This is a genomic window from Streptomyces sp. NPDC048473, from assembly GCF_043200155.1.
Lineage (GTDB): Bacteria > Actinomycetota > Actinomycetes > Streptomycetales > Streptomycetaceae > Streptomyces.
Genome location: NZ_JBICXE010000015.1, coordinates 146,722 through 159,602, shown reverse-complemented (window position 1 = coordinate 159,602; position 12,881 = coordinate 146,722). Strand labels below are relative to the sequence as shown.

Annotated in this window: 11 protein-coding genes; 7 read left to right on the top strand and 4 right to left on the bottom strand. The window is 70.3% G+C overall.

Annotation, left to right across the window (positions count from 1 at the left end):
- The first annotated feature begins 33 nt into the window (after nucleotides 1–33).
- The 4 genes from ACGFU7_RS24190 (at nucleotide 34) to ACGFU7_RS24175 (ending at nucleotide 4,241) form a co-directional block, all read left to right on the top strand.
- Complete coding sequence (locus ACGFU7_RS24190; protein WP_393698148.1) at nucleotides 34–966, top strand: ROK family protein; 933 nt, start codon at nucleotides 34–36, stop codon at nucleotides 964–966.
- Entirely contained in the window at nucleotides 966–2,120 is a 1,155-nt protein-coding gene (nagA, locus tag ACGFU7_RS24185) for an N-acetylglucosamine-6-phosphate deacetylase (protein WP_393698146.1), read from the top strand. Before ACGFU7_RS24190 ends, nagA begins: the two co-directional genes overlap by 1 nt.
- 180 nt (nucleotides 2,121–2,300) lie before the next feature.
- Nucleotides 2,301–3,329, top strand: coding sequence for a 1-phosphofructokinase family hexose kinase (locus ACGFU7_RS24180; RefSeq protein ID WP_393698144.1), 1,029 nt, complete (start codon nucleotides 2,301–2,303; stop codon nucleotides 3,327–3,329).
- 60 nt (nucleotides 3,330–3,389) lie between these two features.
- A complete protein-coding gene (locus ACGFU7_RS24175) occupies nucleotides 3,390–4,241 on the top strand; it encodes a ketose-bisphosphate aldolase (RefSeq protein WP_393698142.1) in 852 nt (283 codons plus the stop codon).
- Nucleotides 4,242–4,314: 73 nt separating this feature from the next.
- On the opposite strand, the gene ACGFU7_RS24170 is transcribed toward ACGFU7_RS24175, so the two are convergent.
- Together ACGFU7_RS24170 and cdgB are read right to left on the bottom strand one after the other, a co-directional pair.
- Nucleotides 4,315–5,262, bottom strand: a complete 948-nt coding sequence (locus tag ACGFU7_RS24170) for a carbohydrate-binding protein (RefSeq protein ID WP_393698140.1) — start codon at nucleotides 5,260–5,262, stop codon at nucleotides 4,315–4,317.
- Between the two features lie 152 nt (nucleotides 5,263–5,414).
- The gene (gene cdgB, locus ACGFU7_RS24165; RefSeq protein WP_393698138.1) at nucleotides 5,415–7,058 is read right to left on the bottom strand and encodes a diguanylate cyclase CdgB; all 1,644 of its coding nucleotides are present in this window, start codon (nucleotides 7,056–7,058) and stop codon (nucleotides 5,415–5,417) included.
- 370 nt (nucleotides 7,059–7,428) lie between these two features.
- On the opposite strand from cdgB, the gene ACGFU7_RS24160 reads away from it, so the two are divergent.
- Entirely contained in the window at nucleotides 7,429–7,935 is a 507-nt protein-coding gene (locus ACGFU7_RS24160; RefSeq protein ID WP_393698136.1) for a flavin reductase family protein, read from the top strand.
- A 124-nt stretch (nucleotides 7,936–8,059) separates the two neighbouring features.
- Here ACGFU7_RS24160 and arfB read toward each other — a convergent pair whose 3' ends face one another.
- The gene (gene arfB / locus ACGFU7_RS24155) at nucleotides 8,060–8,494 is read right to left on the bottom strand and encodes an alternative ribosome rescue aminoacyl-tRNA hydrolase ArfB (protein ID WP_393698134.1); all 435 of its coding nucleotides are present in this window, start codon (nucleotides 8,492–8,494) and stop codon (nucleotides 8,060–8,062) included.
- Nucleotides 8,495–8,730: 236 nt separating this feature from the next.
- Between arfB and ACGFU7_RS24150 the strand changes: the two genes are divergently transcribed.
- Both ACGFU7_RS24150 and ACGFU7_RS24145 read left to right on the top strand, forming a co-directional pair.
- Entirely contained in the window at nucleotides 8,731–9,306 is a 576-nt protein-coding gene (locus ACGFU7_RS24150; RefSeq protein WP_393698132.1) for a TerD family protein, read from the top strand.
- A gap of 415 nt (nucleotides 9,307–9,721) precedes the next feature.
- Nucleotides 9,722–11,302, top strand: coding sequence for a M4 family metallopeptidase (locus ACGFU7_RS24145; protein WP_393698130.1), 1,581 nt, complete (start codon nucleotides 9,722–9,724; stop codon nucleotides 11,300–11,302).
- A 26-nt stretch (nucleotides 11,303–11,328) separates the two neighbouring features.
- Here the strand turns inward: ACGFU7_RS24145 and ACGFU7_RS24140 are convergent, their stop codons facing one another.
- Nucleotides 11,329–12,738, bottom strand: coding sequence for a M1 family metallopeptidase (locus tag ACGFU7_RS24140; protein WP_393698128.1), 1,410 nt, complete (start codon nucleotides 12,736–12,738; stop codon nucleotides 11,329–11,331).
- Between the last annotated feature and the right edge of the window lie 143 nt (nucleotides 12,739–12,881).

Sequence of the window (12,881 nt, the reverse complement as noted above, 5' to 3'; positions counted from 1 at the left end):
ACCTTTTGCGTTCCTCGGGCGAAACTGTTTCCCGTGAAACACGTCATCGCCCTCGATGTGGGCGGCACCGGAATGAAGGCCGCACTGGTCGGGGCCGACGGCGCCCTGCTGTACGAGGCGCGGCGGGCGACCGGCAGAGAGCGCGGTCCCGACGCCGTCGTGGAGTCGATCCTCGCCTTCGCCGCGGACCTGCGGGCGTACGGCGAGGAGCACCTCGGCGAAAGCGCTGTCGCGGCCGGTGTCGCCGTGCCCGGCATCGTCGACGCCGAGAACGGGATCGCGGTCTACGCCTCCAACCTGGGCTGGCGCGACGTACCGATGCGCGAACTGCTCGGCGAGCGGCTCGGCGGTGTCCCCGTCGCGCTCGGCCACGATGTGCGCACCGGCGGGCTCGCCGAGGGCCGGATCGGCGCGGGCAAGGGCGCCGACCGTTTCCTCTTCGTACCGCTGGGCACCGGGATCGCCGGGGCCATCGGCATCGCGGGCGCCATCGAGTCCGGCGCACACGGGTACGCGGGCGAGATCGGCCACATCGTGGTCCGGCCGGACGGCCCGGACTGCGGCTGCGGCCAGCGCGGCTGTCTGGAGACCCTGGCGTCCGCCTCCGCGGTGACCCGGGCCTGGGCCGCCGCGTCCGGCGACCCGACGGCGGACGCCGCGGACTGCGCGAAGGCCGTCGAGTCGGGCGACCCGGCGGCCGTGGAGGTCTGGCGGAACGCGGTCGACGCGCTCGCCGCCGGGCTGGTCACCGCGCTGACGCTGCTCGACCCCAGCACGCTCATCATCGGTGGCGGTCTCGCCGAGGCCGGGGAAACCTTGTTCACACCACTCCGTGCGGCCGTCGAGGAACGTGTCACGTTCCAGAAGCTGCCCCACATCGTCCCGGCGGCCCTCGGGGACACCGCCGGATGCCTGGGCGCAGGGCTGCTCGCCTGGGATCTTCTCTCCACGGAGGTATCCGCCTGATGGCCGGACGCGCAGACAGCACAGTTCTCGCAGGCGCCCGGGTGGTACTTCCCACCGGGACCGTCGAGGACGGCCGGGTGATCGTCGAGGGCACCCGGATCGTCGGCAGCGCGGCGGAGGGTGCCCCGACCGTCGACCTGAGCGGCCACTGGGTGGTCCCGGGCTTCGTCGACATGCACAACCACGGCGGCGGCGGCGCGTCCTTCACCTCCGGCACCGTGGACGAGGTCCTCACCGGTATCCGCACCCACCGCGAGCACGGCACCACCACCCTGGTCGCCTCCACCGTCACCGGCGAGATGGACTTCCTCGCCCAGCGGGCCGGCGTCCTGTCCGAGCTGGTCGAGCAGGGCGACCTGGCCGGTATCCACTTCGAGGGGCCGTTCATCTCGCCGTGCCGCAAGGGCGCGCACAGCGAGGATCTGCTGCGCCACCCGGACCCGGCCGAGGTCCGCAAGCTGATGGACGCGGCGCGCGGCACCGCGAAGATGGTCACGCTCGCCACCGAACTCCCGGGCGGCATCGAGTCCGTGCGGCTGCTCGCCGAGCACGGGGTGATCGCCGCGATCGGGCACACCGACGCGACGTACGAGCAGACCGTCGAGGCGATCGACGCGGGCGCCACCGTCGCCACCCACCTCTACAACGCGATGCCCGGCCTCGGCCACCGCGCGCCCGGCCCGATCGCGGCCCTGCTGGAGGACGAGCGGATCACCGTCGAGCTGATCAACGACGGTACGCATCTGCACCCCGCCGCCCTGGAGCTGGCCTACCACCACGCGGGCGCCCACCGCGTCGCGCTGATCACCGACGCCATGGACGCGGCCGGCTTCGGTGACGGCCAATACCAGCTCGGCCCGCTCGCGGTCGAGGTCAAGGACGGCGTCGCGCGGCTGGTCGAAGGCAACTCGATCGCGGGCTCCACGCTCACCCTGGACACCGCGTTCCACCGGGCCGTGACCATCGACAGGATCCCGGTCGGCGATGTCGTGCAGTCCATCTCCGCCAACCCGGCACGGCTGCTCGGCGTGTACGACAAGGTCGGCTCGCTGGAGCCGGGCAAGGACGCGGACCTGGTGGTCCTGGACGCGGACTTCACACTCAAGGGCGTCATGCGCAAGGGCGAATGGATCATCGATCCCCGGATCGGCTGATTCGACCTGTTATCGACGGTTATTGACGACGGGTCGAATACGTAACGAAGAGACGGCGGTTGATCCGGAGGTCTGGGCCGACCGCCGCCTCTTTGACATGATCGCCTGGGAAACAGGCAGAGAAAGCGCATTCCGTCCAAGGATTCGCGCTCCGGAACAGGGATCGAGGGAGCGGCCGCGGTGATCCTCACGGTCACACTGAATACGGCACTCGACCTGACGTACGGCGTCCCGGAGCTCGTCCCGCACGCCAGCCACCGCGTCAGCGACATGTCCGAACGGCCCGGCGGCAAGGGCCTCAACGTGGCCCGGGTACTCTCCGCCCTCGGCCACGAAACGGCGGTCACCGGCTTCGCCGGAGGCTCCACCGGAGCCGTACTGCGCGAACTGCTGGGCAGCCTGTCACCGCAGGACGCGGGCACGGACACGAAGGCCGGAAACGGTGCCACGCCCGCCGACAGCAGCGGTGCCACATCCGCCGACGGCACCGCGCCCGCCGCCGCGCCGATCACCGACGCCCTCGTCACCGTCGCCGGGAACACCCGCCGCACGATCGCCGTCGTCGACCGGGCCACCGGCGACACCACCCAGCTCAACGAACCCGGCCCGCTCGTCACCGCCGACGAATGGACCGCCCTCCTCGGCCGGTACGAGGAGCTCCTCACCGGGGCCGACGCCGTCGCCCTCTGCGGCAGTCTGCCGCCCGGCATCCATGTCGGCGCCTACGCCGAACTGGTCCGCCTGGCCCGCAGCGCCGGCGTCCCCGTGCTCCTGGACACCAGCGGCGAACCGCTGCGCCGCGGCATCGCCGCCCGCCCCGATCTGATCAAGCCCAACGCCGACGAGCTCGCCCAGCTCACCGGCTCCCGCGAACCGCTGCGCGCCACCCGCGACGCCCGCCGCCGCGGCGCACACGGGGTCATCGCGTCACTGGGTCCGGACGGCATGCTGGCGGTCACCCCCGACGGCATCTGGCAGGCGTCCCCGCCCGCCAAGGTCCTGGGCAATCCGACCGGTGCGGGCGACTCCGCGGTGGCCGGGCTGCTGTCCGGCCTCGTCGAGGGCCTGAGCTGGCCGGACCGGCTGCGGCGGGCGGTGGCACTGTCGACGGCGACCGTGCTCTCCCCGACAGCCGGTGACTTCGACCGCGCGGCGTACGAGGAGCTGCTGCCGCGCGTCGGTATCGAGGAACACACAACGGCGGCCTGAGGCCGCGCCCGTCCCGGATCCGCGCGTTCAGCCGGTCCGAAGAAGTAGCAAGAGGTCAGCATGCCGCTCGTCAGCACCGGTGAACTCGTCTCCGCCGCCCAGGCCGAGGGACGCGGGATCGCCGCCTTCAATGTCATCACGCTGGAGCACGCGGAGGCCATCGCGGCCGGCGCGGAGCGGGCCGGAGCGCCTGCCATCCTGCAGATCTCCGAGAACGCCGTGAAGTTCCACGGCGGACGGCTCTCCGCCGTCGCCGCCGCGGCCGCCGCCGTCGCCCGCTCCTCCAGTGCCCCCCTCGCGCTCCACCTCGACCATGTCGAGTCCGTGGAACTGCTGCACCAGGCGCACACGGAGGGCTTCGGCTCGGTGATGTTCGACGCCTCCAAGCTTCCGTACGAGGAGAACGTGCGGGCCACGGCCGAGGCGGTGGCGTGGGGTCATGAGCGCGGCATCTGGATCGAGGCCGAGCTCGGCAAGGTCGGCGGCAAGGAGGGCGAGGCCCCGCTCGACGCCCACGCCCCCGGCGTCCGTACCGACCCGGCCGAGGCGGCCGCGTACGTCCGCGACACCGGGGTGGACGCACTGGCCGTCGCGGTCGGCTCCTCGCACGCCATGACCGAGCGCACCGCCGCCCTGGACCACGCCCTGATCGGCCGGCTGCGCGACGCGGTCCCGGTCCCGCTGGTGCTGCACGGCTCCAGCGGTGTCCCGGACGACGAGATCCGCCGGGCCGTCGCCTCCTCCGGCATGGTCAAGATCAACGTGGGCACGGCCCTGAACACGGCGTTCACGGGTGCGGTACGGGCGTACCTGGCCGAGCACACCACGGGCGTGGACCCGCGCAAGTACATCGCGCCGGGCCGCGAGGCGATGGCCGCGACGGTGGCGGGGTTCCTCGCCCTGATGGGCTGAGCGGACCGGGCAGAAACGAACCGGCCCCACCGCCTTCCTCGGGCGGTGGGGCCGGACTGCGTTCGCAGCGCGCTCAGCGCTTCTGGTGACCGGCCTTCAGCGACAGCTGGTCCAGGTTGGCATCACACTGGTCGCCCTCGTTGCAGGAGATCATGATCGTGTTCGATCCCTTGGTGAGGTTGACGTAGGCGTACGTCGTCGTCCAGCCCTTCGACAGATCGCCCTCGGGGGCCTGGGCGAAGTTCTCCATGTTGATGGAGCGGGGAGTCTCGGCATTGACCGTGAGCGAGGTCTTGGCGTCCTTGCCCGGCACGCCGTACGTCACGAACAGCGTGTACTCACCGGCCTGCGGAACCTCGACCGACCAGGTCGCCGACCTGCCGACCTCGTTGAGGTTGATGTACTGGCCGTTGGCGCTCTTGGCACCCTTGGTCGTGTTGTCCAGCTGGGCCGTGCCGCCGAGCTTCAGCGTCGCCGCGTCCTGCTTCGGCAGCTCGGCCGGGGCCTCGGAGCTCTCGGACTGCTTCGGCTTCGGGGACTCCTCGACCTGGCCGGATCCGGCGGACGAGGTGGCCCCGTCCTTCTTCTTGTCCTTGTTGCCGTCGCCCGTCAACAGCGCGGCGCCGATGCCGATGAGCACGACCAGGACCACCGCGACCGCGCCGATGAGCAGGCCCTTGGTGTTCGGGCCGCCCTTGCCGGGGCCGCCGGTGCGGCCGCGGCCGCCCTGCTGCGCGGTGGGGGCGCCGCCGGGGTACGTCTCCGGAGCGGCGTACTGCGCGTTCGGCTGGCCGTACGGCTGCTGGTGCGGCACCTGCTGCCCGTACTGGCGCTCGCCGACGGTCCGCACCTGGTTGTACGAGGTCCGGGGCACGCCGGGCTGCTGCGGGGCCGCCGGACCCGGGTAGCCGTATCCGCCCTGCCGCGGCGGCTGGGCGCCTGCCGCCTGTCCGTCCTCGTACAGGTAGCCGAACGGATCGTCGTCCTCGGGCTTGCTTGCGCCGTTGTTCCCGGCCGTCATCCCTGGGTCACTCCTCACCATGTCGCCAGCCGTCGCCGAATTTCGCCAGCCGTGGCCGACCGGCCGAGCCTACCCCGAACAGAGCACACCAAGAATTGCCGTCGCACGTCCTGGAACCGCGGTGGGATACGGGAACAACGCTGCCGTGAACGTCAGCCGGCCCTGCGGTGAACCTTCGACCGGGACCGCTTCTCCACGTACATCCGCTGGTCGGCGGAGCGCAGCACCTCTTCTGCGGTCATGCCGCAGGCGGCCCAGCCGATGCCGAAACTCGCCCCGACGCGCACCGCCCGCCCGTCGACCCGAATGGGCGGAATGATGGCGTTTCGCAGGCGTACGGCCAGGTCCGCGGCGTCTGCGGCGCCGAGCCCGTCGGCGAGAACGACGAATTCGTCACCCCCGAGCCGGGCGACGGTGTCGCCGTCGCGGACACAGGTGCTGAGGCGGCGGGCGACCTCGATCAGTACGGCGTCACCGGTGTGGTGGCCGAAGCGGTCGTTGATGGACTTGAAGCCGTCGAGGTCGCAGAAGAGGACCGCGAGGCCCTTCGCCCCGTCGTCGTGCTCGGTGTCGGGTGCGACGGAATGCACATGGTGGTCGTACGGACCGCCGGGCGCCGAGTCCACGTCGTAGCCGTGCGTCCGCGCGTCCGGATCGTCGAGGCCGCCGTAGGCCGCGTCCAGCGCCTCGACCGCGGTGGTGGCCACCGAGTGCGGGCGCTCGCAGAGCCGGGAGCCGAGCCGGGAGCGCAGCTCGGCGCTGTTGGGCAGACCGGTGAGCGCGTCGTGCGAGGCGCGGTGCGCGAGATGCAGCTCGTGGCGCTTGCGCTCCTCTATGTCCTCGACATGGGTGAGCAGGAAGCGCGGGCCGTCCGCGGTGTCGGCGACGACGGAGTTGCGCAGCGAGACCCAGAGATAGGTGCCGTCCCGCCGCCCGAGCCGCAGCTCGGCGCGGCCGCCCTCGGCGGAGGTGCGCAGCAGGGTGCCGACGTCCTCGGGGTGGACGAGGTCGGCGAAGGAGTAGCGGCGCAGGACGGACGCGGGACGGCCGAGCAGCCGGCACAGGGCGTCGTTGGTGCGCAGCAGCCGGCCGTGCTGGTCGCCGCCCATCTCGGCGATGGCCATGCCGCTGGGGGCGTACTCGAAGGCCTGGCGGAAGGACTCCTCGCTGGCCCGCAGCGCCTGCTGTTCCCGCTCCAGCCGGACCAGGGCGCGCTGCATGTTTGCTCTCAGCCGGGCGTTGCTGATCGCAATGGCCGCCTGCGATGCGTACATCTGGAGCGCCTCACGGCCCCACGCGCCGGGGCGGCGGCCGTTGCGCGGGCGGTCGACGGAAATGACGCCCAGGAGATCGAGGCCGCCGCCGGACGCGTACATCGGGGCATAGAGCCGGTCCTGGGGGTGCCACTCGTCCTCGAAGCGGGGTTCGGGGCCCTCGGTGTGCCACTGCGGTACGTCGTCGTCGAGGAGGACCCAGCCGTCGGTGTGCGATATGAAGCAGAGCTCGTCCCAGGCCTCACCCATCGAAAGCCTGCGCTCCCAGGAGGCGCGCGAGCCGACGCGGCCGGTGATCAGGGCTTCCGCGGCGCTGTTGCCGGCGAAGGCGGCGACGACGAGATCACCGTCGGGACGGACCAGATTCACGCAGGCCAGCTCGTAGCCGAGACCGGCGACGATTCCGTCGGCCACGGTCTGCAGTGTGTCGGCCAGGCTCCGCGCCGTATTGAGATCGGCCACGGCCTGGTGCAACTGCCGCATCGTCGCAAGACGGACATACGGCTCCGACTCGGCCTCCATTGCTCGCACTCCCCGAGACCTCGACAGCACTCCAGGTTTCATATCGACGTACTTACTGCAGTGTCACGGCCACTGAATCACAGTGAGCTGCCCAGTCGGTACACAGGGTCAGCAAATATTGCACTCTGTGACTCAAGTCACAACAGATGGTAAAGGGGCTCGAGTGCCGTGCGGAGGCGTTCCGTCCTTTTCTTGAACGCAAATCCGTACGTTGCAACGCCGGGCCGCCGCCGCCATGGACCGCGGGTCCTAGGACCCGGCTGGTCCCCTGGCCCGATGCGATGGCAGGCCGTGCGCGGCTAGCGTGCCCGATGTGCTGCAGACAAAGCCCCCCGCCCCGCGTTCCGAGCCCATCCCCCATGCTGAGGGGGTGAGCAACGATGAGTTCCGAGGCGCCCTCGCCCGGCTGGCCGCCGGAGTCGTGCTGATCACCGCAGAAGAGCCGCCGCTCGACGAGAACGGGCGCGGCGAGGACGTCGGGATGACGGCGACCGCCTTCATGTCGGTGTCGCTGGACCCGCCCCTGGTCATGGTCAGCCTGCGCAACGACTCACGGATGGACGATCTGCTGTCGGAGCAGCCGCTGTGGGCGGTCTCCGTACTCACCGAGAGCCAGCGGCACATCGCCGGACGGTTCGCCATGAAGGGCCGGATCAGCGACCGACTGCTGTTCGAGGACATCCCCTATACGAGGGGAGAGGTCAGCCATGCACCACTGGTCGGAGGCGCGCTGGCCACGCTGGAGTGCCGCACCGAGCAGCGGGTCCTGGCGGGCGACCACACGCTGGTGATCGGCCGCGTGCTGAGCGCGGCCCTGCCGAGCGGGGACGGATCGCCGCTGACGTACTTCCGGGGGCGGTACCGGCAGCTGGGGTGAAGGGGGCGGCAGCATCGCGCGGTTGGCGGTGAACGGGGCCGGCATCGCGCGGGGCGCCGTCCGTCGTACAGGCCGGCGGTCGTCCGGTCACGCAGGGGACGTCGCCCGAATCGCGCGGCGGCGGCTACCAGTCGCGGCCGGAGCGGCCGCGTTTCGTGTCGCCGCGCTGCTTCTTCTCGCGCAGGCGGCGTTCGTTGATGCCGCGCGGGATCCTGGTCTTGCGGCGCGGCCTGGGGGGCGGCGCCGTGGCCTCGGCCAGCAGGGACGCGAGCCGTACGAGAGCCGTCTCGCGGTTGCGCCACTGGGAGCGGTGCTCGGACGCCCGTACCGAGATCACCCCGCCCACGAGCCTGCTCTCCAGACACTGGAGCGCCCGCTCCTTCCACACCTCGGGAAGCGACTCGGTCGCCGCGAGGTCGAAGCGGAGCTCCACCTGGGAGTCGCTGGTGTTGACGTGCTGCCCGCCGGGCCCGGAGGACCGCGAGAAACGCCACATGAGCTCGGCCTCCGGCAGGGAGACCGAACCGCGGATGACATAGGGCCCGGACATGACACCCATGTTCCCTGGCCCACGGGGCGTTCGTCACCTTCTTTTGCCGCACGAGTGCCGTACGAGTGCTGTGCAAGTGCCGTGCAAGCGCCGTACGAGCCCTGCCGGCCGTCGGGCCGACCGGGGGACTTCGGTAAAGAAAGTAAAGGGAGCAGGAACCTCCAGGTCCCTTGCCCGCGTTATGACCTGTGACGGTAGCTTCGTGATGGCATGAAGCCCGCAATCGACGATGAAAGGGACTTCCCATGGCTGTAAGCCTGTCCAAGGGCGGCAACGTCTCCCTCACCAAGGAGGCCCCGGGCCTGACCGCCGTCACGGTGGGCCTCGGCTGGGACGTCCGCACCACCACCGGCACCGACTTCGACCTCGACGCCTCGGCGATCGCGGTCAACCCGGGCGGCAAGGTCGTCTCCGACGGCCACTTCGTCTTCTTCAACAACAAGTCGACGCCGGACCAGACCATCGTCCACACCGGTGACAACGTCACGGGCCAGGGCGAGGGCGACGACGAGCAGATCAACGTCAACCTGGCCGGCCTGCCGGCCGACGTCGACAAGATCGTCTTCCCGGTCTCGATCTACGACGCCGAGACCCGCAGCCAGAACTTCGGCCAGGTGCGCAACGCGTTCATCCGCATCCTCAACCAGGCCGGCGGCACGGAGATCGCCCGCTACGACCTGAGCGAGGACGCCGCCACCGAGACCGCCATGGTCTTCGGCGAGCTCTACCGCAACGGCGCGGAGTGGAAGTTCCGCGCGGTCGGCCAGGGTTACGCCTCGGGCCTGCGCGGCATCGCGCAGGACTTCGGCGTCAACCTCTGACCCAGAAGCTCATCACGCAGAAGCCCCCGGCCGTCACGGCCGGGGGCTTCTGCGTGCGCACAGACCGGCTTCGAGCCCGGTCCGTTCTGCACAAGTACTCTGCGAACAACCGTAGATGACCGCGTACGCCTCCGGCCGGTCCTGCGGTCGTTCACACGTCGCACACATGCTCCGCACCGCCGGAGCTGTGCGCGGCGTTTCGGTATGCGGAGTTCCCGGCCGCCACCACCACCGAACCCCGCCGTACCCCACCGCACCCCGCCGCACCCCGCCGGATAGCGAACACAATCGCACCCCATTCGGACAAGAAGTGGTCAAAAAAATGTGAGGTATTTGTTAGTACACCGTCAATGTTGGTCATTCGGTGGCACGCTCTCGGCTCGTAACCCCCCACGGAACGAGCAACGGAGAACGCATGACCCCCCACATGAACACCCGTCGCGCCGCAGCCCTGGCCGCCGTGGCCGCGATGGTCGTCGTCGGCGTCCAGACCGGTTCCGCAAACGCCGCGCCGGACAACGGCAATGACGGTCCCTCCGCCTCTCGCAGTGCCGTCCCCTTCAGTGCCAACAGCGCCCCGAAGCGCACCGCCGCCATCAAGTCGGCGCAGTCCGACGCCTCTTCGACCGCCGACTCCCTCGGGCTCGGCAGCCAGGAGAAGCTGATCGCCCGTGATGTGATCAAGGACGCCGACGGTACCGTCCACACCCGCTACGAGCGCACCTACGCCGGACTCCCGGTCATCGGCGGCGACCTCGTCACCCACACCGCCCGCAGCGGAAAGCTCAAGAGCGTCACCAAGGCGACCGGGGCCCGGATATCCGTGCCGTCGACAACGGCGAAGATCAAGACCGTGGCGAGCGGCCGCAAGGTGATCTGGGCGGGCAGCGGCAAGCCCGTCCTCGCCATCGAGACGGTGAAGACCGGAGTGCAGAAGGACGGCACGCCGAGCAGGCTGCACACCATCACCGACGCGACCACCGGCAAGAAGCTCCAGAGCTTCGAGGCGATCGAGACCGGCATCGGCCACAGCCAGTACAGCGGCCAGGTCGACCTGACGACCACCGCGGCCGGCTCCGGTTTCGAGCTGACCGACGGCGACCGCGGCGGCCACAAGACGTACGACCTCAACCAGGGCGAGAGCGGCACCGGTGCCCTCGTCACGGACGACGACGACACCTGGGGCGACGGCACCGGCAACGACCGCCAGACCGCCGCGGTCGACGCCGCCTACGGTGCCGCGAAGACCTGGGACTTCTACAAGTCGGCCTTCGGCCGCGACGGCATCGCCGGTGACGGCAAGGCCGCGTACTCGCGGGTCCACTACGGCGACGCGTACGTCAACGCGTTCTGGGACGACAGCTGCTTCTGCATGACGTACGGCGACGGCGCCGACAACAAGAGCGCCCTCACCGCTCTCGACGTCGCGGGCCACGAGATGAGCCACGGCCTGACCGCGTCCACCGCCAACCTCGACTACGTCGGCGAGTCCGGCGGTCTGAACGAGGCGACCAGCGACATCCTCGGCACCTCGGTGGAGTTCGCCGCCGACAACAGCACGGACGTCGGCGACTACCTCATCGGCGAGAAGATCGACATCAACGGCGACGGCACCCCGCTGCGCTACATGGACAAGCCGAGCAAGGACGGCGGCTCCGCGGACTACTGGGACAGCAGCGTCGGCGACCTCGACGTGCACTACTCCTCCGGCGTCGCCAACCACTTCTTCTACCTGCTGTCCGAGGGCAGCGGCGCGAAGACGATCAACGGCGTCGACTACGACTCCCCGACCATCGACGGCTCCACGGTCACCGGCATCGGCCGGGACAAGGCCGTCCAGATCTGGTACAAGGCCCTCTCCGAGTACATGACGTCGACCACCGACTACGCGGCCGCCCGCACGGCGACCGAGAAGGCGGCGACCGACCTGTACGGGGCGGACAGCGCCGAGCTCGCGGCGGTCGACGCCGCATGGAGCGGCGTCAACGTGAAGTAGCGCCACTGTTTGTACGCAGGAGCCGGTCAGTCCTTCGAGGCGGGCCGGCTCCTGCCGTACAGCCAGGTGTTCCACAGCTCCGTCAGATCCTGACCCGTCGTCTTCTCCACATAGGCGGTGAAGTCGGCGGTCGACGCGTTGCCGTGCCGGTGGGCCTTCGTCCAGCCCCTGATGAGCGCGAAGAATCGCTTGTCGTCGTCCACAGCCTGCCGGATCCTGTGGATGACCATCGCCCCGCGCCCATACACCGGCGCCTTCGAGATGTCCGCGGCGGTCGGCGGATCGGCGGGCGGAAAGGCCCAGTTGTCGTCGTCCTCGAAGGCGGCGTCGAACCGGTTCTGGACCGGGTTGCCCTCCTGGTCGTCCTCCCACAGCCACTCCGCATAGGTCGCGAAGCCCTCGTTGAGCCACATGTCCCGCCAGCTCTCGGGCGTGACGGAGTCCCCGAACCACTGGTGGGACATCTCGTGGACGAGCAGTCCGGCGTCGGGCGGCCCCGGGAAGAACGGCCGGTTCTGGGTCTCCAGCGCATATCCGGCGTCCCCCGGACGCTCGACGATCGCGCCGGTAGCGGAGAAGGGGTACGGGCCGAAACGTTCCGCCTCCCATGTCACGACCTCGGGAACCCGGGCGAGAATCCGCGCGCTGTCCGCCGCCACCGTCGTGTCCGCGGCGGTGAACACCTTGATGCCGTCCGGGGTGGTCGACGCCTTCGTGTCGAAGCGGCCGATGGCGACCGTCGCGAGATAGCTCGCCATCGGTTCGGCGGTGTGCCATTGGTACGTGGTGGTGTCGCCCGAGGTCCTGCGGGATGTCAGCTCGCCGTTGGAGACGGCCGTCAGGCCCTTGGGAACGGTCACGGTGATGTCGTACGACGCCTTGTCGCCCGGGTAGTTGTTGCCGGGGAACCAGGCCATGGAACCGGTCGGTTCCCCGAGCGCGACCGATCCGTCCGCGGTCCTCAGCCAGCCCTCCTTCGACTTGTCGGGGTCGGTGAGGGTCTGCGGGGAGCCGGAATAACGGACGACCGTACGGAACGTCCTGCCCTTGTGGAGCCGGCTCTCGACCTCGGCGTCGGGGCGCAGCGTCAGCTCACGGCCCGCCCGGTTGACGGCGGCCGGGCGGCCCTCGACGGTCGCGGACTGCACGGTGAGTCCGGCGAGGTCGAGGTTGAAGGAGCTGAGGTCCTGGGTGGCGCGCGCGGTGATCGTGGCGGTGCCACGCAGACGGTGGGCGGCCGGGTCGGCATCGAGGACGAGGTCGTAGTGCGTGACGTCGTAGCCGCCGTTGCCGAGCTTAGGGAAGTACGGGTCGCGCAGACCGGCGGCGCCGGGGGTGCCTTCGACGCCGCCGGTGCAGCCGGTGGAGGTCGTCAGAACCAGCAGGGCGAGGGCGGCGGCGCGGGCCGTGCGGCGTACAGGTGTTCGCTGATCCACACCGGTGATCCTAGGCGCGAAATGTCTGGATGCGCCTGTGCGGGCACGCCGGGGGCTTACGACCTGGTGCACGATAAAGAGTGGACCAGCGAGCGGCGTCATGCGGCTTCGAATCCAAGGCGGAGGAGGGAGGCGACGCGGAG

What these genes read in the sequence shown, in the direction of transcription:
- nagA (WP_393698146.1), top strand. Translation starts at nt 966, where the DNA reads ATGGCCGGACGCGCAGACAGCACAGTTCTCGCAGGCGCCCGGGTGGTA.
- ACGFU7_RS24175 (WP_393698142.1), top strand. Translation starts at nt 3,390, where the DNA reads ATGCCGCTCGTCAGCACCGGTGAACTCGTCTCCGCCGCCCAGGCCGAG.
- ACGFU7_RS24170 (WP_393698140.1), bottom strand. Translation starts at nt 5,262, where the DNA reads ATGACGGCCGGGAACAACGGCGCAAGCAAGCCCGAGGACGACGATCCG.
- cdgB (WP_393698138.1), bottom strand. Translation starts at nt 7,058, where the DNA reads ATGGAGGCCGAGTCGGAGCCGTATGTCCGTCTTGCGACGATGCGGCAG.
- arfB (WP_393698134.1), bottom strand. Translation starts at nt 8,494, where the DNA reads ATGGGTGTCATGTCCGGGCCCTATGTCATCCGCGGTTCGGTCTCCCTG.
- ACGFU7_RS24150 (WP_393698132.1), top strand. Translation starts at nt 8,731, where the DNA reads ATGGCTGTAAGCCTGTCCAAGGGCGGCAACGTCTCCCTCACCAAGGAG.
- ACGFU7_RS24145 (WP_393698130.1), top strand. Translation starts at nt 9,722, where the DNA reads ATGACCCCCCACATGAACACCCGTCGCGCCGCAGCCCTGGCCGCCGTG.